This window comes from Mesorhizobium sp. WSM4884 (assembly GCF_029625675.1).
In the GTDB taxonomy this organism is placed as follows: Bacteria; Pseudomonadota; Alphaproteobacteria; order Rhizobiales; family Rhizobiaceae; genus Mesorhizobium.
In genome coordinates, this window is sequence record NZ_JARTVO010000020.1 from 67,594 (window position 1) to 91,892 (window position 24,299).

General features: G+C 64.2%; 21 protein-coding genes. 8 read left to right on the forward strand and 13 right to left on the reverse strand.

The annotated features are described in order from the left end of the window. Nucleotides 1-39 precede the first annotated feature (39 nt). The 3 genes from P9236_RS25040 (at nt 40) to P9236_RS25050 (ending at nt 1,304) form a co-directional block, all read left to right on the forward strand. A complete protein-coding gene (locus P9236_RS25040) occupies nt 40-513 on the forward strand; it encodes a carboxymuconolactone decarboxylase family protein (protein WP_278077316.1) in 474 nt (157 codons plus the stop codon). A 73-nt stretch (nt 514-586) separates the two neighbouring features. Further along, a complete protein-coding gene (locus tag P9236_RS25045) occupies nt 587-949 on the forward strand; it encodes a nuclear transport factor 2 family protein (protein WP_278077317.1) in 363 nt (120 codons plus the stop codon). 40 nt (nt 950-989) lie between these two features. Then, on the forward strand, nt 990-1,304 hold the full coding sequence (locus P9236_RS25050) for a hypothetical protein (protein WP_278077318.1): 315 nt from the start codon (nt 990-992) through the stop codon (nt 1,302-1,304). A 183-nt stretch (nt 1,305-1,487) separates the two neighbouring features. Here P9236_RS25050 and P9236_RS25055 read toward each other — a convergent pair whose 3' ends face one another. From P9236_RS25055 to P9236_RS25090, 8 genes are all read right to left on the reverse strand, one after another. After that, on the reverse strand, nt 1,488-1,973 hold the full coding sequence (locus P9236_RS25055) for an ester cyclase (RefSeq protein ID WP_278077319.1): 486 nt from the start codon (nt 1,971-1,973) through the stop codon (nt 1,488-1,490). A gap of 185 nt (nt 1,974-2,158) precedes the next feature. Beyond that, nucleotides 2,159-3,586: a gamma-aminobutyraldehyde dehydrogenase gene (locus P9236_RS25060; RefSeq protein WP_278077320.1), complete on the reverse strand. Its 1,428-nt coding sequence runs from the start codon at nt 3,584-3,586 to the stop codon at nt 2,159-2,161. A gap of 125 nt (nt 3,587-3,711) precedes the next feature. Then, the gene (locus tag P9236_RS25065) at nt 3,712-4,527 is read right to left on the reverse strand and encodes an ABC transporter permease (protein ID WP_127857842.1); all 816 of its coding nucleotides are present in this window, start codon (nt 4,525-4,527) and stop codon (nt 3,712-3,714) included. Continuing rightward, nucleotides 4,517-5,482: an ABC transporter permease gene (locus tag P9236_RS25070; RefSeq protein ID WP_278077321.1), complete on the reverse strand. Its 966-nt coding sequence runs from the start codon at nt 5,480-5,482 to the stop codon at nt 4,517-4,519. Before P9236_RS25070 ends, P9236_RS25065 begins: the two co-directional genes overlap by 11 nt. Nucleotides 5,483-5,705: 223 nt before the next feature. Further along, nucleotides 5,706-6,704: an ABC transporter ATP-binding protein gene (locus P9236_RS25075; RefSeq protein WP_278077322.1), complete on the reverse strand. Its 999-nt coding sequence runs from the start codon at nt 6,702-6,704 to the stop codon at nt 5,706-5,708. A gap of 187 nt (nt 6,705-6,891) precedes the next feature. Further along, nucleotides 6,892-8,046, reverse strand: a complete 1,155-nt coding sequence (locus P9236_RS25080; protein ID WP_278077323.1) for an ABC transporter substrate-binding protein — start codon at nt 8,044-8,046, stop codon at nt 6,892-6,894. Nucleotides 8,047-8,250: 204 nt separating this feature from the next. Continuing rightward, nucleotides 8,251-9,162: a LysR substrate-binding domain-containing protein gene (locus P9236_RS25085; RefSeq protein ID WP_278077324.1), complete on the reverse strand. Its 912-nt coding sequence runs from the start codon at nt 9,160-9,162 to the stop codon at nt 8,251-8,253. A 115-nt stretch (nt 9,163-9,277) separates the two neighbouring features. Next, on the reverse strand, nt 9,278-10,042 hold the full coding sequence (locus P9236_RS25090) for a DeoR/GlpR family DNA-binding transcription regulator (protein ID WP_278077325.1): 765 nt from the start codon (nt 10,040-10,042) through the stop codon (nt 9,278-9,280). Between the two features lie 400 nt (nt 10,043-10,442). Here P9236_RS25090 and P9236_RS25095 point away from each other — a divergent pair, with 400 nt between their 5' ends. Both P9236_RS25095 and P9236_RS25100 read left to right on the forward strand, forming a co-directional pair. Continuing rightward, nucleotides 10,443-11,342 (forward strand): phosphotransferase family protein, encoded by a 900-nt coding sequence (locus P9236_RS25095; RefSeq protein WP_278077326.1) that lies wholly within the window; start codon nt 10,443-10,445, stop codon nt 11,340-11,342. Continuing rightward, nucleotides 11,339-13,792, forward strand: coding sequence for an FAD-dependent oxidoreductase (locus P9236_RS25100; protein ID WP_278077327.1), 2,454 nt, complete (start codon nt 11,339-11,341; stop codon nt 13,790-13,792). The genes P9236_RS25095 and P9236_RS25100 overlap by 4 nt, the downstream gene beginning before the upstream one ends. Before the next feature lie 13 nt (nt 13,793-13,805). On the opposite strand, the gene P9236_RS25105 is transcribed toward P9236_RS25100, so the two are convergent. Then, nucleotides 13,806-14,438 carry a class I SAM-dependent methyltransferase gene (locus P9236_RS25105; protein ID WP_278077328.1) on the reverse strand — a complete coding sequence of 211 codons (633 nt, stop codon included), beginning with the start codon at nt 14,436-14,438 and terminating at the stop codon, nt 13,806-13,808. A 97-nt stretch (nt 14,439-14,535) separates the two neighbouring features. Here P9236_RS25105 and P9236_RS25110 point away from each other — a divergent pair, with 97 nt between their 5' ends. Then, nucleotides 14,536-15,438 (forward strand): phosphotransferase family protein, encoded by a 903-nt coding sequence (locus P9236_RS25110; protein WP_278077329.1) that lies wholly within the window; start codon nt 14,536-14,538, stop codon nt 15,436-15,438. A 19-nt stretch (nt 15,439-15,457) separates the two neighbouring features. Here P9236_RS25110 and P9236_RS25115 read toward each other — a convergent pair whose 3' ends face one another. Together P9236_RS25115 and P9236_RS25120 are read right to left on the reverse strand one after the other, a co-directional pair. Next, nucleotides 15,458-16,381: a DMT family transporter gene (locus P9236_RS25115; protein WP_278077330.1), complete on the reverse strand. Its 924-nt coding sequence runs from the start codon at nt 16,379-16,381 to the stop codon at nt 15,458-15,460. A gap of 120 nt (nt 16,382-16,501) precedes the next feature. Next, nucleotides 16,502-17,782, reverse strand: coding sequence for an amidohydrolase family protein (locus P9236_RS25120; RefSeq protein WP_278077331.1), 1,281 nt, complete (start codon nt 17,780-17,782; stop codon nt 16,502-16,504). Nucleotides 17,783-17,945: 163 nt separating this feature from the next. Here P9236_RS25120 and P9236_RS25125 point away from each other — a divergent pair, with 163 nt between their 5' ends. Beyond that, a complete protein-coding gene (locus tag P9236_RS25125) occupies nt 17,946-19,700 on the forward strand; it encodes an ABC transporter ATP-binding protein (RefSeq protein ID WP_278077332.1) in 1,755 nt (584 codons plus the stop codon). Between the two features lie 177 nt (nt 19,701-19,877). Here P9236_RS25125 and ilvD read toward each other — a convergent pair whose 3' ends face one another. Beyond that, nucleotides 19,878-21,722, reverse strand: a complete 1,845-nt coding sequence (ilvD, locus tag P9236_RS25130) for a dihydroxy-acid dehydratase (protein WP_278077333.1) — start codon at nt 21,720-21,722, stop codon at nt 19,878-19,880. A gap of 255 nt (nt 21,723-21,977) precedes the next feature. Between ilvD and P9236_RS25135 the strand changes: the two genes are divergently transcribed. Beyond that, entirely contained in the window at nt 21,978-22,445 is a 468-nt protein-coding gene (locus P9236_RS25135; RefSeq protein ID WP_278077334.1) for a VOC family protein, read from the forward strand. 170 nt (nt 22,446-22,615) lie between these two features. On the opposite strand, the gene P9236_RS25140 is transcribed toward P9236_RS25135, so the two are convergent. Beyond that, on the reverse strand, nt 22,616-24,208 hold the full coding sequence (locus P9236_RS25140) for a peptide chain release factor 3 (protein WP_278077350.1): 1,593 nt from the start codon (nt 24,206-24,208) through the stop codon (nt 22,616-22,618). Nucleotides 24,209-24,299 lie beyond the last annotated feature (91 nt).

Consider the following 24,299-nt stretch of genomic DNA (forward strand, 5'->3'; position numbering starts at 1 on the left):
GGCGATGTCGCCGAGACGGCCTAGCGAATGGAGGATTAAATGCTGAAACTCAATCGCAAGATCGGATTGCTGGCATTTGCCGCAGGCGCAGTGCTGGCCATCACCTCGGCGCGGGCCGAAGACGCTTCGGCCACGGCCGCCTACAAGGACATCCAGGCCACATTCGGCACGGTGCCCGACATGTTCAAGACGCTGCCGGACGTCGCCGTTGCCGGCGCCTGGGCCGAGATCAAGGGCGTGCAGCTCAATCCCAAGACCGCCCTCGACGGCAAGACCAAGGAGTTGATGGGCCTCGCGGTCGCCTCGCAGATCCCCTGCCAATACTGCATCTACTTCCACACGCTGGCGGCCAAGGCCAACGGCGCGAGCGACGAGGAGATCAAGGAGGCCGTGGCGATGGCGGCGATCGTGCGCCACTGGTCGACGATGCTCAACGGCAGCCAGGTAGACCTCGCCAGCTTCAAGAAGCAGACCGACGACCTGTTCGCCGCCGTCAAGGCGAAGTCGCAGTGAGAACCCGCTGCCCGGTGCTTTACCGGGCAGCGCCCCAATCGAACGCCCGGTCGGACGGGCCATGGAGATCAAAATGCTGACCAAGACACAAATTGTGGACGGCGCGGCGATCAAGAAGGCGATCGAGGGCCGCGACGGCAAGCTGCTGTCGAGCTTCTACAATGACGATGCGCTGGTGCGCGTTATCGACCGCAACAATCCGCCGAGCAAGCCGCGCGAAATCCGTGGCCGCGCGGCGATCAGCACCTTCTGGGACGACATCTGCAGCCGGGCGATGACCCACAAGGTCGACACCACCATCGCCGAAGGCGACAGCCTCGCCTTCACGCAAGCCTGCGCCTATCCGGACGGCACGAAAGTGTTCTGCGCGGCGATGCTGGAACTGAAGAACGGCCGCATTGCACGGCAGACGGTCGTGCAGGCCTGGGACGAGTAGACCAACCGCGGCTCAACCGCAAATCAGGGAGGAGAAGCAAATGTTCAGCGCCAGATGGCAGATCGATGCCAAGTTCGGACACAAGCAAACCGCACTGGAACTGATGCGGAAATGGGAGCGCGAGATCGGCTCGCAGGTCGGCCTCGCCGACCTGAAATTCCGACTCATGACCGGTTCAGTCGGCGCGCGAGAAGCGACGATCGAGGCCCACCACGAGGTCGAGAGCCTGGCCCAGCTGGAGGAATTCTTCGCCAAGATCGCCAAGATCGAAGCGCACGCCAAATGGGGCAAGGAGCTGGAGCCCTATGTGGTGTCGGGCACCAGCGTCTGGCAGATCTTCCGGATCGTGGAGTAGTGGCCTGAGCGGCCGTACCTCTCCCCTGTGGGGGAGGTACGATTGTTCCGATTTGTCCTTCACAAATCGGCTGGCAATCCAGGTGAGGGGTGAGTTGGCGCCAAGCTGGAACACCCCTCGTCCGCCTTGTCGCTTTGCGACAAGCCGCCTTCTCCCACAAGGGAGAATGGGGGCCGCCGCTTCCTACATCAGGCCGAGCTGCTTGTAGAAGCCGAGCGCATCGTAATAGTCGCTCTGGGTCGCGATCTTGCCGTCCTTGATGGAAAACATCGAGGCACCGGTGAAGGAGAACTTCTTGCCAGTGGCGGCCGTGCCGTCGCCCCAGGCGCCGGTGTTGGTGCCGGAGAACTCCCATTCGAAGGAGACGCGGTCGCCATCGACAACCGGCTTGCCCTTCATTGTCCAAACGGCATCGGGAACGGCCTTCAGGAAGTTGTCGATGACGCCGGTCTTGGCGGCGTCCTTGCCGGCCACCGGCTTGCCGACGGAGGCATCGTAATAGGTCACGTCATCGGCAAAGTAGCCGGCGGCCTTGGCCGAGTCATGTGCATTCCAGGCCGCGACGTAGGCCTCGACCACCGACTGCGCGGTGTCTCCGGCAAAGGACGGCGTCACGGCGAAAAGCGTGGCGGCGACGGCTGCTGATGTCAGAAATTGGCGGCGCTGCATTGTTGTTTCCTCCCTGGTTGAAATGCTTGCCTCCGTTTCCTTCTCCCCCACGGGAGAGGTGGCGAAGCTCGGTCGGATGAGGGGCCAGCCTGGCGCCAAGCTTACCCCTCACCCGGATTGCCAAGCGATTTGCGAAGAGCAATTCGGGGCAATCCGAACTCTCCCACAAGGGGAGAGGTAAAGCGCTAGCCGTGCGCCACCATGACGTGGCGAACGGCAGTGTAGTCTTCCAGCGCGTAAAGCGACATGTCCTTGCCGTAGCCGGACTGCTTGAGCCCGCCATGCGGCATCTCGTTGGTCAGCATGAAGTGGGTGTTGATCCAGGTGCAGCCATATTGCAGGCGGGCGGCCGTCGCCATGGCGCGCGAGATGTCCTTGGTCCACACTGACGAGGCGAGGCCGTAGTCGCTGTCGTTGGCCCAGTTCACCGCTTCGTCGACCTCCGAGAAGCGGGTGACCGAGACGACCGGACCGAATACCTCGCGGCGCACGATCTCGTCCTCCTGCAGCGCGCCGGCGACAACCGTCGGCTGATAGTAGAAGCCCGAGCCCTCGCCCGGCTTGCCGCCGGTGGTGATCTCAATGTGCTTCAGCTCCGAGGCGCGCTCGACGAAACTCGAGACGCGGTCGCGCTGGCGACGCGAGATCAGCGGCCCGATCTCGTTCTCGGTATCTTCGGGAAGGTTGTACCTGATGGTCGAAACCGCCGAGGAGAGGTCGGCAACGAGCCTGTCGTAGATCTTCTTGCCGGCATAGATGCGGCAGGCGGCAGTGCAGTCCTGGCCGGCATTGTAGTAGCCGAAGGCGCGAAGCCCGTTGACCACGGCGCCGAGGTCGGCATCGTCGAACACGATCACCGGCGCCTTGCCGCCGAGCTCGAGATGCGTGCGCTTGACCGATTTGGCGGCGGCCTGCAGCACTTTCTTGCCGGTGGCGACATCGCCGGTGATCGAGATCATGTTGACCTTGGCATGGTTGATCAGCGTATTGCCGATGCTGTCGCCGCGGCCGAGCACGACATTGACGACGCCTTCCGGCAGAATCTCCGAGAGTATCTTCGCCAGCTTCAACGCCGTCAGCGGCGTCTGCTCCGACGGCTTGAAGACGGCCGTGTTGCCGCCGCCGATCGCTGGCGCCAGCTTCCAGGCCATCATCATCAGTGGATAGTTCCAGGGCGCGATGGAGGCGACGATACCGATGGGGTCGCGCCGCACCATGGAAGTGTGGCCGGGCAGATATTCGCCGGCGACCTGGCCGGGCATCGAGCGCACCGCGCCGGCGAAGAAGCGGTAGCAGTCGACGATCGCCGGGATCTCGTCATTGAGCACCGCGTTGATCGGCTTGCCACAATTCAACGCCTCGAGCGCCGCGAACTCCTTCGCCTCCGCCTCGATACGGTCCGCGATCTTCAGGAGATAGCCCGAACGCTGCGCGGGCGTCGTGCGCGACCAATTGACGAACGCTTGTTCGGCGGCACTGACGGCGGCCTCGACCTGCGCCGGGCTCGCCTCGGCCAAGTTGAGGATGGTCGCCCCGGTTTTCGGATTGAGGATCGGCTCCTCGGTTTCGGTGCCCTTCTGGAAGGTCGAACCAATCAGCATCTGGGTATCCATAGGATTCTCCTTAAGAGAAGTGAATGGTGAATAGTGAATGGTGAGTAGGCATTAGTGAGTAGTGGCGATTTTCACTGCGTATCTTTCTATTCACTACTCGCCATTCACCATTCACTATTCACTGTTCATTTTCCCGAACCGGCGATCTGGTCGCCGTCGCGGGTCAGGTAATAGGCAAGCAAGATCGGCAGCAGCGTCACCAGCACGACCACCATGGCCACGACGTTGGTGACCGGGCGCTGGCGCGGGCGGATCAGCTCCTCCAGCATCCAGATCGGCACGGTCTGCTGCTGGCCGGCAGTGAAGGTGGTGACGATGACCTCGTCGAAGGACAGCGCGAAGGCGAGCATGCCGCCGGCAAGGAGCGCGGTGGCAATATTGGGCAGCACGACATGCCTGAACGTCTGGAAGCCGTCGGCGCCGAGGTCCATCGAGGCTTCGATCATCGAGCCGGAGGTGCGGCGGAAGCGGGCGACGGCGTTGTTGTAGACGACGACAACGCAGAAGGTGGCGTGGCCGAGCACGATCGTCCAGAACGAGAACGGGATGTCGGCCAGCGCGAAGGCCGAGCGCAGCGCGATGCCGGTGATGATGCCGGGCAGCGCGATCGGCAATATGACCAGCAGCGAAATGGTCTCGCGGCCGAAGAAGCGCGTCTGCGAGACGGCAGCGGCGCAGAGCGTGCCCAGCACCAGCGCGATCGCTGTCGAGATGGCGGCGACGCGGATCGACAGCGACAGCGCCTCCCATACGTCCGGCCGATTCCAGGTGACGGCGAACCATTGCGTGGTCAGCCCCGGCGGCGGCCAGACGAAGCTCTTTTCTTCCGTCGTGAAGGCGTAGACGAAGATCAGAAGGATCGGCAGGTGCAGGAACAGCAGGCCGCAGGCGGCGGCGATCTTCAGGCCGAGCGGAGCGGACTGGCCGCGATCAGAGCGCATCGAAAGCCCCCATGCGCTTGGCGCCCCAGAGGTAGAAGCCCATGATGACGATGGGCACCACGGTGAAGGCGGCGGCTAAAGGGATGTTGCCGGCGGTTCCCTGCTGCGAGTAGACGGCCTGGCCGATGAAGAGCCGCGAGGTGCCGATGATCTGCGGGATGATGTAGTCGCCCAATGTCAGCGAGAAGGTGAAGATCGAGCCGGCGACGATGCCGGGCAACGCCAGCGGAAACAGCACATTGCGGAAGGTCTGGCCGGGTGAGGCGCCGAGATCGGACGAGGCTTCGACCAGGTTGCCTGGCACGCGCTCGAGCGCCGCCTGAACGGGGAGGATCATGAAAGGCAGCCAGACATAGACGAAGGCGATGAAGGTGCCGGTGAAGGACACCGACAGCGAGTTGCCGCCGACGATCGGCAGCGACAGCCAGCCGTCGAGCAGCCAAAGCAGGTTCAGCTTGGCGAACAGCCAGGTGAGGATGCCTTCCTTGGCGAGGATCAGCTTCCAGGCATAGATCTTGACCAGGTAGCTCGACCACAGTGGCAGCATGACGCCGAGATAGAACAGCGCCTTCCAGCGGCCGCGCGCATAGCGTGCCGCGTAGTATGCGATGGGGAAAGCCACGACCGCGGAGGCGAGCGTGACAAGCGCCGCCATCGTCACCGTGCGCAGGATGATGTCGAGATTGGCGGCCTGGAACAGGTCGCCATAGGTCTTCAGCGTGAACTCGCGGTTGATGAGGCCGGAGAATTCGTCGATCGAGAAGAAGCTCTGCAAAAGCAGAGCGAAAAGCGAGCCGATATAGACGATGCCCAACCACAGAAGCGGCGGCAGCAGCATCAGAAGAAGCAGGAGTGTCGGCCGGCGCCAGAAGAGGTCGGAGAGAGCGCCGCGCATGCCGCCGCTGCCCGGCAGGATGGCGGGGGCGGGATTGGATTGAACAGCGGCGATGGTCATGAGGCGCCTGCCGTCTTGATTGGATCAATGGCGGAGAGGCTTCGTTTCTTCACACCCCCCTCTGTCCTGCCGGACATCTCCCCCGCGAGGGGGATTGGCTGTCGCCGCCGGTTTCGCCAATTTCCGACGCTGCAGAACGGGCGAGACAGACGAGCTGCTGATCTCCCCCCTTGCGGGGGAGATGTCCGGCAGGACAGAGGGGGGTGCCTCGCGCAAACCGTTCTCATGCCGTCTCGTCCATCAGATGCAGGTGCTCGCGGTTGAAGGTGAGCATCACGGCCTCACCCTCGGCGGGGAGCGCCGTACCCGCCGGCACCATGGCATGGAGCCTGAGCCCGTCGGCATCGAGCGCCAACCTGGTGGTGGCGCCGAGATAGTTGGTGCCGACCAGGCGCGCCGCCACGCCGTCGCCGCTCGTCGCGGGGGAGACGCGGATGGATTCAGGCCTGAGACTCCCCCAGCGATGCTGGCCGGAATAGCGCTGGACGAAATCCGGCGGCAGCACGTTGGAGGAGCCGACGAAATCGGCGACGAAGCGCGTCTTCGGCCGCTGGTAGATATCCTCCGGCGTGCCGACCTGCATGATCCTGCCGTCGTTGAAGACGGCGACGCGGTCGGCCATCGAGAGCGCTTCACCTTGGTCGTGGGTAACGAAGACGAAGGTGATGCCGAGCACCTTCTGCAGCGACTTCAATTCCTCCTGCATGTTCTCGCGCAGCTTGAGGTCGAGCGCGCCGAGAGGCTCGTCGAGCAGCAGAACCTTGGGCTGGTTGACCAGCGCGCGGGCAAGCGCGACGCGCTGGCGCTGGCCGCCGGAGAGCTGGCCGGGACGGCGGGCGCCGTAGCCCGGCAGCCGGACCAGCGACAGCGCCTCTTCCGCCGCCTTCAACCGTTCGGCCTTGCCGACGCCCTTGACCATCAACCCATAGGCGACATTGTCGAGCACGTTCAAGTGCGGGAAGAGCGCGTAGTCCTGGAAGACGGTGTTGACGTTGCGGCGATAGGGCGGAACGCCCTCGGCGCGCTCACCGAAGATGGAAATGGAGCCCGCCGTCGGCTGTTCGAAGCCGGCGATCAGCCTGAGGCAGGTCGTCTTGCCGGAACCGGACGGCCCGAGCATGGCGAAAAACTCGCCCGGCGCGATCTCGAGATCGACCGCATCGACGGCGCGCACGCTGCCGAAATGGCGCGAGACTTGTTTGAAGGAAACGGCGGAGGTCATGGGCTGCCTTGAAGATCAGGCCTCAAATTCGGGCGTCTGCGCTGCCCCTCATCCGCCTGCCGGCACCTTCTCCCCGTGAAGGACGGGGAGAAGGGACAACCTCCAGCGCTGGCGACCCCTCTCCCCGTTCTTCACGGGGAGAGGGTAAGGGTGAGGGGCAGCGCCAATTTCCAAAGGCTAGGCGAGCCTACCGCCCGCCGATGACGCCGATATAGTCCGACACCCAGCGGTAATAGGGCACGCACTGGTCGTTCTGGCTGGCGCATTTCGACACCGGCGTTTTCCAGAACTTGATCTTCTCGAAATTGTCGTAGCCGTTGGTCTTGCAGCCTTCCTCGCCGAGCAGCTCGTTACCCTTGCAGGCGGCCGGCACGACCGGCAGCGAGCCGAACCAAGCCGAAACGTCGCCCTGGACCTTGGGCGACAGCGAGTGCTCGAGCCACATATAGGCGCAGTTCGGATGGGCGGCGTCCGCCTCCATCATGGTGGTGTCGGCCCAGCCGGTGACGCCTTCTTCGGGAACGGTCGAGGCGATCGGCTTCTTGGCGGCGACCAGCGTGTTCACCTGATAGGGCCACGAGCCGGAAGCGACCACGCCTTCGTTCTGGAAGTCGTCGACCTGGATGGCGGCGTCATGCCAGTAGCGGCCGACCAGCGTGCGCTGCGTGCGCAGCAGGTCGAGAGCCGCCTTGTACTGGTCCTCGTTGAGCTCATAGGGGTCCTTGATGCCGAGTTCCGGCTTGTGGAACATCAGGTAGTTGGCGGCATCGGCGATGTGGATCGGGCCGTCATAGGCCTGGACGCGGCCCTTGTTCGACTTACCGTCGGGTAGCTTCATTTCCTCGAAGACGACGTTCCAGCTCTTGGGCGCTTCCTTGAACACGTCGGTGTTGTACATCAGGACGTTCGGGCCCCACTGATAGGGAACACCATAGTGCACCTTGTCGACCGTGAACCAGGGCGCGTCCTTCAGGCGATCGTCGACCGTCTTCCAGCTCTTGATGAGATCGGTGTTGATGGGCTGCACGCGCTTGCCGGCGACCAGGCGCAGCGAAGCGTCACCCGAAGCCGTCACGAGATCGAAGCCGCCCTCGTTCATCAGCGAGACCATTTCGTCCGAGGTGTTGGCAGTCTTGACGTTGACCTTGCAGCCGCTCTCCTTCTCGAAGGCAGTCACCCAGTCGTAGTTCTTGTCGGTCTCGCCGCGCTCGATATAGCCGGGCCAGGCGACGATATTCACCTCGCCCTCGCCCTTGCCGATCTCCTTGACCTGGGCGATCGCCTGACCCGAGAAGGTCAGGGCAACCGTCAACGCCGTGCATGACTTCAGGAATGCATTCATCATCGATCTCCCATTTTGGCGCATGACCCCGAAACCGGTCCGGTTTTCGGAAAGGATCATGCGCAAACCTGAACGCCGGAGCTCTCAGCACCCCGACCGCCGCGCTCCCGGGCGGCTTTGTTCCCTGGCAGGAAAATTGCTGTGAAAAATCCGGTTTCGCAAATTCATTTATCAGAAAGGCGATATCGGATTTTCCGATAGCTTTCAAAGCCGCTGACGGACCATACGCTGCGACTGGGCGAGGCCGATGAAGTCGCGGGCGGCCTGCGGCAGGCTGGAACCACGGCGCCAGACCATGCCGACCTGGACGACCGGAAGCGAGCCGGAGATATCGCGGGATTCAATGCGGTCGCCCTCGAGCGACCAGGGGCGGTAGACGAGATCGGGCAGCAGCGCGACGCCGGCGCCGGTGGCGACGAGACTGCGCACGGCTTCGACCGAGCGGGTGCGGAAGGCGACGTGGGGTCTCGCGCCGATCGCTGCCAGGAGCTTACCGGTGTTCTCCTCGATCTCGTCGACGGTGAGCATGATCAGCGGTTCGGAGGCGATGTCGCCGATCGAGATGATATCGGCGCTGGCGAGCTTGTGACTGAGCGGCAGCCAGAGCCGATAGGCGGAAACTTCGAGGATTTCGGATTGCAGCGCGGTGCGGTCGCGCAGATTCGAGGTGACCATGACGGCGATGTCGAGCTTGCCGCCGACCAGCAGGTGCTCGAGATAGTCGCCGTTGTCCTCGATGGCCGAGACTTCGACGCTCGGGTAGGCACGGCGGTAGCGCGCCAGCAAATCGGAAAGCACGTAGCCGGCAACTAGCGAGGTGACGCCGAGCTGCAGCCGCCCGCCGGCCGTCATCTGATCGCCGAGAAAAGCGCGGCGCGCATCGGAGACATCGGCCAGGATCTTGGTCGCGTGGCGCAGGAACTGGTGACCCTTGTGCGTGATATTCAAGCCGCGCGGATGACGCTCGAACAATTCGACGCCGAGGTCGCTCTCCAGTTCCTTGATCGCCTCGGTGACCGAGGATTGCGAAATGGAGAGGTTCTGCGCGGCGCCCGACACCGTACCCTGCTCGGCCACGGCAACGAAGAACTGGAGCTGACGGATGGTGAAGGCCATGGCCGGACTAAACACGGCCAATGCGGCTGTGGGAAGTGGGACAATTGAGCTGTGACGGCCCATCGGAGCTCACCAACCGCTCATCTCCGGCTGGATCAAATCACCTGGAATTGCCTTAAGCCACCGCAATGCTGAGCCGCGCCCCGGCATGGCTCAGCGCGGCGGCGATGTCCTGCGGCGGCGGCTGGTCGGTGGCAAGCTCGGAAAAGCCGTCGAAGCCGCAGACCTGGACCAGTCCCTGCCGGCCGAACTTGGTATGGTCGGTGATGACCAACGAACGTTGGCCGCGCGACAGCACCATGCGAGCGAATTCCGCTTCCTCCAGCTCGTAATCGGTGAGGCCGGCGACGGCATCGACCGCGCCGATCGAGATCACGGCGTGGCTAACCGAGAAGCGGCTGACGAAATCGATCGCGGTGACGCCGAAAGCCGCGCCCGAATCGCTGCGCAACTCGCCGCCGGCCATGTAGACCTTGTTGCCGTTCACCGTCGCCAGCGTGCGGGCGATGTCGGACGAGTTGGTGACCACCGTCAGCCGGCGATGGCCGAGCAGCTCGCGCGCCAGAAAGGACGTGGTGGTGCCGGTGTCGAGCATGACCGACTCACCGTCGCGGATGGTGGCCGCGACCATGCGGGCGATCAGGCGCTTTGCCTCGGCATTCTCGCGCATGCGGCGCTCGAACGGCGCCTCGCCGGCCATCGACGGCAAGCCGACGGCGCCATGCATCTTCAGGATCGATCCGTCGTCGGTGAGCGGCCTGACGTCGCGCCGCACCGTCTCCAGCGACACGCCCAGCCGCTCGGCCAGGCTGGCGATGGTGATCGTGCCCTCCTCGTTGAGGAGCCGCAGGATTTCGCCATGCCGTTTCGAGTGGATCATGTGAATGTCCGGGATTTTGACCGATTCTAAGGCATTCCTAACGCTTTTAAAGGAATTGCTTATATTTTCGGGCAAAACACCCAAAAAAGGTCACAGCTTTTGATTGACAGTCGGCTCGCGCTGGCGTGAGATCAACCCTGTGACAGGCTCGGAACTGCCACGGGAGGATGATGGCAGAGCCGCAATTGACCGACCAGATCTTCTGGAACGTGCCTGGCGCGAGCTTTTTTCGAATCCGCGGGGGCGGATGCCGGGATCCTAAACCTGGCCAAGGGGCTCGTCGGTGCGGTGAGGGATATCAATCCCGGCGTTCCGCACCGACGAGGCTTTTTTGTTCTTTTTCATCGCTTTTTCAGAAACCGGCGCTTTGTCGAAAGCCGGCTGAAGCAGGAACAAATCCGTGAGTGGGCCCGCAGTTGCCGAAGATCGCATCCGTGCACTGCCCTGCTGGAGCGGTTCAATCGAGATCGTGCCGCTACCAGGTGGCCTGAGCAACGCCAACTATGTCGTCACCGACGGCGCCGGACGGCATGTCGTGCGCTTCGGTCAGGACTTCCCGTTCCACCATGTCTTTCGCAAGCGCGAGGTGATGACGGCGCGGGCAGCGCATGCGGCAGGGTTCGCGCCGGCCGTGCATTATGCCGAGCCCGGAATCCTGGTGACGGAATTTCTCGGCGCCAGGACCTTTCTCGGCGAGGACGTGCGCGCCAATCTCGGCCGCGTGGCGGCGCTGCTGCGCGGCTTCCATCGCGAGATGCCGAACCACGTCTCCGGCGCCGGCTTCATGTTCTGGGTGTTCCACGTGATCCGCGACTATGCCCGCACGCTGGACGAAGGCGGCAGCCGCAAGAAGGACCAGCTGCCGCGTTATCTGACGCTGGCGGACGAGCTCGAACGGGCGCAGAAGCTTTTGCCGATCGTCTTCGGCCACAATGATCTGTTGCCGGCGAACATCCTCGACGACGGCAAGCGGCTGTGGCTGATCGATTTCGAATATGCCGGCTTCAACACGGCCATGTTCGATCTCGCCGGCGCGGCCTCCAATGCCGGCATGAGCGACGAGGAGTCCTTCGCCTTCCTGACCGCCTACTTCATGAAGGAGCCGGACAGCGAGATCCGCCGGTCGCACGCGGCCATGCAATGCGCCTCGCTGCTGCGCGAGGCGATGTGGAGCATGGTCTCCGAGCTCTATCTCGATGCGCCCGGCATCGACTACGTCGCCTACACCGAGGAGAACCTGGTGCGGCTCGACGCGGCGCTGGAAAACTACCAGACGAAGTACGGAAAACTGCACCCATGAGCCTGCCCAGCCACGCCGGAATCGTCGTCATCGGCGGCGGCATCATCGGCTGCTCGACCGCCTATCACCTGGCGCGCGACCACAAGGCCGACGTGGTGCTGCTGGAACAGGGCAAGCTGACCTCGGGCTCGACCTGGCACGCGGCCGGCTTGGTCGGGCAGTTGCGCTCCTCGGCCTCGATCACGCGCGTGCTCAAATATTCGGTCGAGCTCTACAAGGGGCTTGAGGCCGAGACGGGGCTTGCCACCGGCTGGAAGATGACCGGCTGTTTGCGACTGGCGACCAACGCCGACCGTTGGACCGAGTTCAAGCGGCTGGCGACGACGGCAAGGAGCTTCGGCATGGATATGCAGCTGCTCTCCCCGGCCGAGGTGAAGCGCATGTGGCCGCTGATGGAAACCAGCGATCTCATCGGCGCCTCCTGGCTGCCGACCGACGGCCAGGCGAGCCCCTCCGACGTCACGCAGTCGCTTGCCAAGGGCGCGCGAATGCATGGCGCCAAACTGTTCGAGGACGTGCGCGTCACCGGCTTCGACATGAAGGACGGCCGCATCACGGCCGTGAAGACCGAGAAGGGCGATATCGCCTGCGACAAGGTGGTGAACTGCGCCGGACAATGGGCACGCCAAGTCGGCGCGATGGCCGGCATCAACGTGCCGCTGCAACCGGTCAAGCACCAATACATCATCACCGAGAAGATCGACGGGCTCGCCAACGACGCGCCGACGATCCGCGACCCCGACCGCCGCACCTATTTCAAGGAAGAGGTCGGCGGGCTGGTGATGGGCGGCTACGAGCCGAACCCGCAGGCATGGACGACTGATCTCCCGGGGGGCGATGTTCCCAACGACTGGGAGTTCCGCCTGTTCGACGACGATTACGACCACTTCGAGCAGCATATGGCTCAGGCGATCGAGCGCGTTCCGGCGCTCGCCAACGCCGGCGTCAAGCAGATGATCAACGGGCCGGAGAGCTTCACGCCGGACGGCAATTTCATCCTGGGCGCAGCACCCGGATGCGCCAACATGTTCGTCGGCGCCGGCTTCAATGCCTTCGGCATCGCGTCGGGCGGCGGCGCCGGCTGGGTGCTGGCGCAATGGGTGGTCGACGGCGAGGCGCCGCTCGACCTCTGGGTGGTCGACATCAGGCGTTTTTCCGGCCTGCACCGCGACCGCGACTGGGTGCGCGACCGCACGCTCGAAGCCTATGGCAAGCACTACACGATCGGCTTCCCGCATGAGGAATATCTGTCCGGCCGCCCACGCATCGTCTCGCCGCTCTACGAGCGGCTGAAGACGCATCGCGCGGTGTTCGGCTCCAAGCTCGGCTGGGAGCGGCCGAACTGGTTCGCGCCCGATAGCGTTGAGCCCGAAGATATTTACTCCATGGATCGGCAAAACTGGTTCGGGCCGGTGGGTGAGGAACATCGCCACGTGCGCGAAAAAGTCGGCATATTCGACCAGTCCTCCTTCGCAAAATACGAGATGACCGGCGCCGATGCGCTGAAGGCGCTCGACTGGATCTGCGCCAACGACGTCAACAAGCCGGTGGGACGGCTGACCTACACGCAGCTTCTCAACACGCGCGGCGGCATCGAGGCTGATCTCACCGTGGCGAGGCTCGGCGAAGACAGGTTCTACATCGTCACCGGCACCGGCTTCCGCACGCATGATTTTTCATGGATCGGCGACCATATCGGCCAGGGACTCGATGCGACGCTGAAAGACGTCACCGAGGATTTCGGCACGCTATCGCTGATGGGACCGCGTGCTCGCGACGTGCTGTCGGCGGTGACTGATGCGGATGTCGCCAACGCCGCCTTCCCCTTCGGCCACGCGCGTGAGATCAAAATTGCCGGCCACGACGTGCGGGCGCTGCGCGTGACCTATGTCGGCGAGCTTGGCTGGGAGCTGCATGTGCCGATCGCCGCCACGGGCGAGATTTTCGACGCGCTTATGGCGGCCGGAAAGAAGCACAGCATCCGGCCGGTCGGCTACCGGGCGCTGGAATCGCTTAGGCTGGAAAAGGGCTATCGCGCCTGGGGTTCCGACATCACGCCGAACGACACGCCGCTGGAAGCGGGCCTCGGCTGGGCGGTGAAGCTCAGGAAGAACACCGACTTCGTCGGGCGGCGGGCGCTGGACACGTCGGCCGGCAAGCCGCTGACAAAACGCCTTGCCGGCTTCACGGTGGACGATCCCGAAATCGTGCTGCTCGGGCGCGAGACGATCCTGCGCGATGGCAAGCCGGTCGGCTATCTCACCAGCGGCGGCTACGGCTACACGCTGGCCAAGAACATCGGCTACGGCTATGTGCGCAATGCCGACGGCGTCAGCGATGATTTCCTGGCCTCCGGAGACTACGAGCTGGTGGTGGCGATGGAGCGCACGCCGGCAAGGATCCATGTCGAGCCGATGTACGATCCGGCGGGAGAGAAGATAAAGGCCTGAGCCAGGGCCGCGGTCAGCCAACGCGCAGCACCAGGCCCCTGCTTGGCACCGTATCGGCCTCGCCCGGCATCGAGGCGTAAGGCCGTGTCTCCTCGACGCGGGTTATCGCACCCTGCGCTTCCAGCTTGGCGATACGCTCCGCAAAGCCGGCATGCCAGAGCGTGTTCTTGACCGTCAGCACGATAATGCCGCCCGGACGGCAGATGCGGATCAGTTCGTCCAGGCCTTCGATCCCGACATGGCCCGAGGTGAAGACGCCGGCAGAAACGATGCCGGCATAGACGCCGTCGCTGAATGGCAAAGGCCCGCCAAGCGCCAGACAATGCAGGGCCGCGTAGACGCCCTTCGCCGCAGCCTTGTCCAGCATGCCTTGCGAGATGTCGAGCGCTTCGACCTGTGGGTAGCCGGTGATGGCGAGCCATTCGCCGATCAGGCCGGTGCCGGCGCCGGCGTCGAGCAAAGGTTCGGCGCCGCGCGGCAGATGACGGGCAAGCAGCGCCAGGCAGATCGTCGGATGGCGATAGCCGGCGGCCGACATGTCCGCGTCATAGGTCTCGGACCAGCTGTCGTAGATCGCCGCCACTTCCTCCGGCCGCGTCGCCGCGTAGGCGGCGCCCAGCGCGTTGTTGTGCTTGCCGTCCGCCATTGCCGCTCCCGCCGTCGATTCGCGTCTCCCATGGTAGCCAAGCGGCAAAAACTGTGGAACCGTTCCGCCGCAAAACATGGCGTGATGGTAAAGGGGGATGACGATGGACGAGGCGCGCTCGGCGCTGGCCGCCATTCCGATGCTGGCCGGCTATGACGGTCCGCTGGAGCGGCTGGGCGGCCTTACCAACCGTGTCTACAGGGCCGGCGAGGTCTGCCTGCGCATTCCCGGCAAGGGCACGCAGGAATATATCAACCGCGCCAACGAGGCGGTGGCGGCGCGCGAGGCGGCGAAGGCCGGCGTCAGCCCCGAGGTGCTTTATGCCGATCCTGCTTCGGGCGTAATGGCGACGCGCTTCATCGCCGGCGCCGAGACGATGTCGCCCGAGAAGTTCAAAGCAAGGCCCGGCAGTCCGGCGCGGGCCGGCGAAGCCTTCCGAAAGCTGCATGCGTCGGGCGCGGTTTTTCCCTTTCGCTTCGAGCTGTTCGCGATGATCGACGACTATCTGAAAGTGCTCTCGACCAAGGACGTCGCTCTGCCGCCCGGCTATCACGACGTGGTGCGCGAAGCCGAGGTGGTGCGCGAAGCGCTCGCCGCTCATCCGATCCAGCTCGCCGCCTGCCATTGCGACCCGCTCTGCGAAAACTTCCTCGATACGGGCGTGCGGATGTGGATCGTCGACTGGGAATATTCCGGCATGAACGATCCATTGTGGGACCTCGGCGACCTTTCAGTCGAAGGCAAGTTCGACGCCGCCCAGGACGAGGAGCTGATGCGCGCCTATTTCGGTGGCGAAGCGAGGCCGGCCGAGCGCGGCCGCGTCGTCATCCACAAGGCGATGTGCGACCTGCTCTGGACGCTTTGGGGGCTGATCCAGCTCGCCAACGACAATCCGGTCGACGATTTCCGCGCCTATGCCGACGGTCGCTTCGCCCGCTGCAAGGCGCTGATGGAGATGACTGAGTTTTCACGGCACCTTGCAGCTGTGCGGGCCGGCTGAGCAGCGGAAAGCCCTGCGGTTAGTTCACGCCCTTCGGCACATTCTCCGGCGGAACGACGGTTTCCACCACCTTCTGACGATGGAAGATGAAGATGCCGGCGAGCACGACAACCGCAGAGCCGGCCAGGATACGCGGGCTCGGCATATCGCCGAAGAAAACCAGGCCGAAGACGATCGCCCACAAAAGCAGGCTGTAATGCAGCGGCGCCAGCGTCGAGGCCGGCGCCAGCTTCAGCGCCCTGGTGATCATCAGATGGGCGGCGCAGGAGACGACCCCGAGCAGAAGCATGGCGCCGAAATCGAGCGCGGCCGGCGCGCGCCAAGCGCCGATAGTGAACGCCCCGCCGACAATCAGCGTGCCGATGGTCTGCCAGGTGACCAACGTGGTGTCACTCGTTCCGCGCAAACGCCGGCCGAGGATGATGACAAAACCGAAGGCGATGCTGCCGATCAGGGCATAGGTGGACGACAGCGAGAACGCCGCCGATGAGGGTTTCAGGATGATCAGCACGCCGCAGAAGCCGACCAGGATCGCCAGCCAGCGCCGCCAGCCGACCTTCTCGCCGAGCAGGAGATGCGAGAGTGCGGCGACATAGATCGGCCCGGCCATGTAGAAGCTCATCACGTCGGCGAGCGGCAGGTAGACGACGGCGGCGTAAAAGAGCCCGGTGTCGAGGGTGGTCGCCACGACGCGCAGCAGTTGCAGCAGCGGCCTTTCCATCTGGAACAGCTTGCCCGCGCCCTGGTTGGCGATCATCGGGCCGAGCACGAAGAAGGCGCCTATGGAGCGGATCAGCACGACCTGGCCAACGGAGAAGGAGGCGACCAGCCATTTGCCCATCGCATCGTTCAACGCGAACATGAAGTCGCCGGCCAGCATCAAAAGGATGCCGGCGAGCAGGACGTTGCGGATCGTGAAATTGCGGGCGATGGTCTGAGCCATGCGGCTCCCTAGCCGCAAGCGACCGGTTTGACGAGCGAAATTCGTAGGACCAGGGGGATCGACGCCGGCCGAAGCGTCGTCCGTCCGCGCACGCGACCAGTCAAACGGAGACCCGGGGACCTACGCCGTTTTATGCCGCCGGTTCACCTGTGCCGGCCGGCCGGCGATCGACAGCCTGGTCTCCTGCTTCGTCCGCTCGGCAACCACCTTGCCCCTGGCGATGACGAAGAGGCGCTCGGGACGCAGGCGCACGGCCTCGATCGGGTTGCCGGCGTCGAGCACGACCAGACTGGCCCGCTTGCCGACCGCAAGCCCGAGATGGTCGAGGCCCATGATGGCGGCGTTGACGTTGGTGACCATGTCGAAGCAGCGCGCCATGTCGGCCGGGCTCGACATCTGGGCGACGTGGAGCCCCATGAAGGCGACGTCGAGCATGTCGGCGGTGCCCAGCGAGTACCACGGATCGAGCACGCAATCCTGGCCCCAGCCGACGCGGATGCCGAGCGCCAGCATTTCCTTCACCCGGGTCAGACCGCGCCGCTTCGGGAAGGTGTCGTGGCGCCCCTGCAGCATGATGTTGATCAGCGGATTGGGGATGGCCGAGACACCGGCTTCGGCAATCAGCGGCAGGAGCTTCGAGACGTAGTAGTTGTCCATGGAATGCATGGAGGTGAGATGCGAGCCGGCTACCCTGCCCTGCAGGCCGAGGCGCTGCGTTTCATAGGCAAGCTGCTCGATATGGCGCGACAGCGGATCGTCGGTCTCATCGCAATGCATGTCGACCATCAGGCCGCGCTTGGCGGCGATCTCGCAAAGCTCCGTCACCGAGCGCGTGCCGTCGGCCATGGTGCGCTCGAAATGCGGGATGCCGCCGACGATGTCGACGCCCATGTCCAGCGCTCGGATGGTGTTTTCGCGCGCCGTCGGCGAGCGGTAGAGACCGTCCTGCGGAAAGGCGACCAGTTGCAGGTCGATATAGGGCGCGACCGTCTTCTTGACGTCGAGCAGCGCCTCGACCGCAAGCAGCCGGTCGTCGCAGACGTCGACATGGCTGCGGATGGCGAGCAGGCCCATCGAGACGGCCCAGTCGCAATAGGCGAGCGCGCGGTCGCGCACGGCCTCATGCGTCAAAAGCGGCCTCAGTTCGCCCCAGAGCGCGATGCCTTCGAGCAGCGTGCCCGAGGCATTGATGCGCGGGATGCCGTATGACAGCGTGGCGTCCATGTGGAAATGCGGATCGACGAAGGACGGCGAGACGAGATTGCCGCGCGCGTCGACTTCGCTGCGGGCCGAGCCCGGCAGTTCCGCCTCGATCGCCCGAATAGTCTCGCCGGCGATGCCGATATCGGCAATCCTGCCGTCCGGCAGCGCGCCGCCGCGCACGATGAGGTCGAAATCCATCTTTCGTCATCCCTTTGTAGAATCAGTAGCTACCGTGGCCGAAAGGACGGCCTGCCGCAGCCTTTTCTTCCCCGTCGGCGAAAGGTTTCCTCCGGCGACAACTCGCTCTATAAGCCGCCTCTCGCCTTCGTGGCGAATCCGAAATTCACATGGGATAAGCCGTTTGTTTCGCTTCTTCCGCTCGACGGAGAACCAGCGCCTCGTCGCGAGGCTGGTGAGGGAATCCTTCCGGGAGCACAAATTCGGCTATGGCGCGGCCATAGTGTCGATGCTGGTCGTGGCCGCCATGACGGGCGCCAGCGCCTGGATCTTGCGCGAGATCACCAACGAATTCGTGATCTACAAGCGGATCGACCGCATCAACCTGATTGCGGGCGGGGTCGCGGTCATCTTCCTGCTCAAGGGCGTGGCCAATTTCGTCCAGGCCTATTTCATGAGCCGGGTCGGCAACGCCATCATCGCCGACCGGCAGCGCAAGATCTATGACCGGATCCTGGCGCAAGGCATCGAATTCTACCATTCGACCTCGTCGTCCGACCTGATCACCCGCATGACCAACAATGCCCAGGCGGCGCGCAGCGTGCTCGACCTCGTCGTCACGTCCTATGTGCGCGACCTGGTGACGCTGATCGTGCTGGTGCTGGTCATGGTCTGGCAGCAGCCGGCGCTGTCGCTGATCTGCTTCGTCGTCGGACCGGTGGCGATCTACGGCGTCAACCGCATTCTGAAGCGCGTGCGCAAGATCGCCCAGATGGAGTTCCGCTCGCTCGGCCAGATCGTGCATGTGATGCAGGAAACGGCGATCGGCGTGCGCGTCGTCAAATCCTTCAATCTCGAAGGCGCGATGCGCAAGCGCATGTACAAGGCGGTGTCGGACGTGCAGAACCGCGCCAACAACATCGCCACGCTCGAAGCGGCCACCAGCCCGGTGATGGAAACGCTTGCCGGGCTAGCGATCGCCGGCGCCGTGCTGGTCAGCGGCTTCCTGGTTCTGGAGGGCGGCCAGATGCCGGGCAACATCATGGCCTTCATCGCAGCGCTGCTGCTCGCTTATGAGCCGGCAAAACGCCTGGCGCGCGTGCGCATTTCGCTGGAGACCGGCATCGTCGGCGTGCGCATGATGTTCCAGCTGGCCGACCGGCCGCTGACGCTCACCGAAAAGCCCGACGCCAGGCCGCTGCAGCCAGGCCCGGGCGAAATCCGCTTCGACAATGTCAGCTTCGCCTATCCCGAAAGCCCGCCGGTGTTCGAAGGCTTCAACCTGACGCTGGCAGCCGGCAAGATGACGGCGCTGGTCGGGCCTTCGGGCAGCGGCAAGTCGACGATTCTCAACCTTATCATGCGCATGTACGACCCGCAGAGTGGCAAGGTGACGTTCGACGGCCAGGATATCTCCTACGCCACACTCGGCTCGCTCAGGGAAAAGATCGCCTATGTCAGCCAGGACACGTTCCTGTTTGCCGGTACGATCATGCACAATATCCGCCTTGGGCGTCAGGATGCGACCGACGAAGAGGTCATCGCCGCAGCCAAGGCCGCCAACGCGCACGATTTCATCAGCGCCATGGCCAAGGGCTACGAGACGGAGGTCGGCGAGAACGGCTCGCTGCTTTCGGGCGGCCAGCGCCAGCGCATCTCGATCGCGCGCGCCATGCTGCGCAACGCCGAGATCCTGCTGCTCGACGAGGCTACCAGCGCGCTCGACGCCGAGTCGGAAGCGCTGTTCCGCGACGCGCTGCAGCAGCTCACCGCCGGACGCACGACGATCGTCATCGCGCACCGGCTGTCGACGGTGCATCAGTCCGACACGATCGTTGTGCTGGAAGACGGCAAGGTGATGGAGAGCGGTGAGCACAAGACCCTGCTCAAGCAGGGCGGGCTCTATCAAAAGCTCTATGAATATCAGTTGATGCCTTAGGGCGCCTCTTCCTTCTCCCCTTGTGGGAGAAGGTGTCGCCGAAGGCGACGGATGAGGGGTGTTGGACGGAGTGAGGCGGCGGCAATTTCAAGCGCATCGCCAAGCTGGAACACCCCTCATCCGTCTCGGCGCTACGCGCCGATCCACCTTCTCCCACAAGGGGAAGGGGAGCCTGCCTTACTCCGGCACTTTCCTTACCGCGCCTTTGTCGGCGCTGGTGGCGTAGGCGGCGTAGGCGCGCAGCGCCGTCGTCACCTTGCGCTTGCGCTTTTCCGTCGGCTTCCAGGCATCCGCGCCCTTTGCCGCCATCGCCGCGCGGCGCGCCTCGAGCTCGGCTTCGCCGACGGCGAGATGGATCTTGCGGTTCGGTATGTCGATCTCGATCGTGTCGCCTTCCTCGACCAGGCCGATCAGCCCGCCTTCGGCGGCTTCGGGCGAGACATGGCCGATCGACAGACCCGACGTGCCGCCGGAGAAGCGGCCGTCGGTGATCAGCGCGCAGGCCTTGCCGAGGCCCTTCGACTTCAGATAGCTGGTCGGATAGAGCATCTCCTGCATGCCGGGGCCGCCGCGCGGCCCTTCATAGCGGATGACGACGATGTCGCCCGCCTTGATCTCGTTGCCGAGGATCGCCTTGACGCTCGCGTCCTGACTCTCGAACACCCGCGCGGGGCCGGTGAATTTCAGGATCGACTCGTCGACGCCGGCGGTCTTCACGATGCAGCCGTCGAGCGCCAGATTGCCTTTCAGCACGGCGAGGCCGCCGTCCTTCGAGAAAGGCGTCTTGGCCGAGCGGATGACGCCCGTCTCGCGGTTCATGTCGAGATCATCCCAGCGGCGGTCCTGGCTGAAGGCGACCTGCGTCGGCACGCCGCCGGGCGCGGCGCGGAAGAACTCGCGCACATTCGCGGCGGAGGTGCGGGCGATGTCCCAATGATCGAGCGCCTCGCCGAGCGTGGCCGAGTGGACGGTCGGCAGATCGCGGTTGATCAGCTCGGCCTGGTCGAGCTGGCCGAGAATGGCCATGATGCCACCCGCGCGGTGGACATCCTCCATGTGCACGTCGGCCTTGGCCGGCGCGACCTTGCACAGCACCGGCACTTTGCGCGACAGCCGGTCGATGTCCTCCATGGTGAAGTCGACCTCGCCCTCGTGCGCGGCGGCAAGGATGTGCAGAACCGTGTTGGTCGAGCCGCCCATGGCGATGTCGAGCGCCATGGCGTTCTCGAAGGCACCCTTGGAGGCAATGCTGCGCGGCAGTGCCGTCTCGTCGTCCTGCTCGTAGTAGCGCTGCGCGAGATCGACGATCAGATGGCCGGCCTCGACGAACAGGCGTTTGCGGTCGGCATGGGTGGCCAAGGTCGAGCCGTTGCCGGGCAGCGAGAGGCCGAGCGCCTCGGTCAGGCAGTTCATCGAGTTCGCGGTGAACATGCCGGAGCACGAGCCGCAGGTCGGGCAGGCCGAGCGCTCGATGACCTTGACGTCCTCGTCCGAAATGCGGTCGTCGGCGGCGGCAACCATGGCATCGACGAGGTCGAGCGCCTGAGCCTTGCCGGCCAGAACCACCTTGCCGGCTTCCATCGGCCCGCCTGAGACGAAGACGGTGGGGATGTTGAGGCGCAACGAGGCCATCAGCATGCCGGGCGTGATCTTGTCGCAATTGGAGATGCAGACCATGGCGTCGGCGCAATGCGCGTTGACCATGTATTCGACGGAATCGGCGATCAGCTCGCGCGACGGCAGCGAATAGAGCATGCCGTCGTGGCCCATGGCGATGCCGTCGTCGACGGCGATGGTGTTGAACTCCTTGGCGACGCCGCTGGCCTTCTCGATCTCGCGGGCGACAAGCTGGCCGAGATCCTTCAGATGCACGTGACCCGGCACGAACTGGGTGAAGGAATTGACCACCGCGATGATCGGCTTGCCGAAATCCGAATCCTTCATGCCTGTGGCGCGCCACAGGCCGCGGGCGCCGGCCATGTTGCGGCCATGGGTGGTGGTGCGGGAGCGATAGGCAGGCATCGGATTGTCCTTGCTGGCTGGCCGCGCTGAGCATGGCGCGACGACACTGTATCTTAGTCGGCGCCGGTTATAGCGACCAAGGTCCGGCCTTGCCACAGTTTTGCGCTGCGCCACGATTCTTCGGGAAAATTTGAAAATCGCTGTCGGATCGCACTTTCCCCGTCCGTCCTTGAGGCAGACGGCGCGGAAACACCACCAGATCGACAACGGGCCGTTGAAGATGGAACCAACCTGAACAGTCCGAGGAGCAGACCCATGCAAAAGATCACCACCTGCCTATGGTTCGACGGCCAGGCGGAGGAGGCGATGAATTACTACATCTCCATCTTCAAGAATTCGAAGGTGCTGAGCGTTTTGCGTTGGCCCAAGGGTCACGCCGATGAGGGCAAAGTGCTGATGACTTCATTCGAACTCGACGGCGTGCCGTTCCAGGCGCTCAATGGCGGCCCCAACTTCAAGTTCAACGAGGCGATGTCGCAGTCGATCGACTGCAAGACGCAGGAAGAGGTCGACTATTTCTGGGAGAGGCTCACCGAGGGCGGCGAGGCCGGCCCGTGCAGCTGGCTGAAGGACAAGTTCGGTGTCTCCTGGCAGGTCGTGCCGGAGCAGTTGCCGCGCCTGCTTCAGGACCCGGACAGGGCCAAGGCCGGTCGCGTCATGTCGGCGATGATGCAGATGGGCAAGATCGACATCGCCAAGATCGAGGAAGCGGCGAAGGGGTGAGAGCGACTTTCCCCTTCTCCCCTTGTGGGAGAAGGTGGATCGGCGCGCCAGCGCCGAGACGGATGAGGGGTGCTCCAGCGGAGTGAGACGTTTGCTTTCCCTGGAACACCCCTCATCCGACCTCGCTTCGCGAGGCCACCTTCCCCCACAAGGGGGAAGGGAAAACAGCGCTACGCCGCCTTGTCGCGGACCTGGTAATCCTTGACGGCGGTGAAGCGGATCGCTTTCCAGCGCTCAGCCTCGTAGTTCAGCGAAAACGCGTGCTGGGCGAGGAACACCGGATCGTTGTCGAGGTCGCGGGCAATGTCGCCGCGATGCGCTTCGATGAAGCGCTGCACGTCCGCCTTGTCGTCGGCCGAAATCCAGCGACAGACGGAAAAGCGCGACATCTCGAAATCGACGGGCAGCGTGTATTCGATGTTCAGCCGCTCCTTCAACACGTCGAGCTGCAGTGCGCCGACGACGCCGACGATCGCCGGCGAGCCGTCCTCCGGCGAGAAAAGCTGCACGACGCCTTCCTCGGCCATCTGGTGCAGCGCTTCCTTCAGCTTCTTGGCCTTCATGGCGTCGCCGAGGCGCACCCGGCGCAGGATTTCCGGCGCGAAGTTCGGCACGCCGCGGAACAGGATCTCCTCGCCCTCGGTCAGCGTATCGCCGATGCGCAGCGTGCCGTGGTTGGGAATGCCGACGACGTCGCCGGCGAAGGCTTCGTCGGCGGTGACGCGGGTGCGGGCGAAGAAGAACTGCGGCGCCGACAGGCTCATCGGCTTGCCGGTGCGCACCAGCCTGGCCTTCATGCCGCGCTCGAGCTTGCCCGAGCAGACGCGGACGAAGGCGATGCGGTCGCGGTGGTTGGGGTCCATGTTGGCCTGGATCTTGAAGACGAAGGAGGTCATCTTCTCCTCGGTCGCCTCGACCGTTCGTTCATCGGCTTCCTGCGCGCGCGGCGGCGGCCCGAAGGCGCCGAGCGCCTCGATGAGATCGCGCACGCCGAAATTGCGCAGCGCCGAGCCGAAATAGACCGGCGTCAGATGGCCTTCGCGGAATGCATCGATATCGAGCGGTCGGCAAGCTTCCCGCGCGAGCTCCAGCTCCTCGATGAAGTCGTTGCGCTCGTTTTCGGGCAGTAGTCCGGCGACACGGTTGGAATCCGGACCGTGGACCGGCGTGCGCTCCTTCTCGTCATCGCTCCGGCGTATGGCATTCTGCGCCAGATGATAGGTGCCGCAAAAAGTCTTGCCGCGACCGATCGGCCAGGTGATGGGTGCGGTGTCCAGCGCCAGCTTCTGCTCGATTTCGTCGAGTATCTCGAAGGGATCGCGGCTCTCGCGATCCATCTTATTGACGAAGGTGATGATCGGGATATCGCGCAGCCGGCAGACCTCGAACAGCTTCAGCGTGCGCGGCTCGATGCCCTTGGCGGCGTCGATGACCATGACCGCCGAGTCCACCGCCGACAGCGTGCGGTAGGTGTCGTCGGCGAAATCCTCGTGGCCGGGTGTGTCGAGCAGGTTGAAAACGTTGTCGCCATACTCGAAAGTCATCACCGAGGTGACGACCGAGATGCCGCGCTCGCGCTCGATCTTCATCCAGTCCGACCGGGTCTGGATGCGGTCCTTCTTGGCCTTGACCTCGCCGGCAAGCTGAATGGCGCCACCGAACAGAAGCAGCTTCTCGGTGAGCGTGGTCTTGCCGGCGTCGGGGTGGGCGATGATCGCGAAGGTGCGGCGGCGCGATACCTCTTCGGGAATGGTCTCGGGCATTTCTTCCATGCGTTCCGTGTGACAGGCGGCGCTTCTACCAGCGCCAAGCCGGCCTGTCGACATCGGCGGAAAACACGTCGGGCCTTGCCCC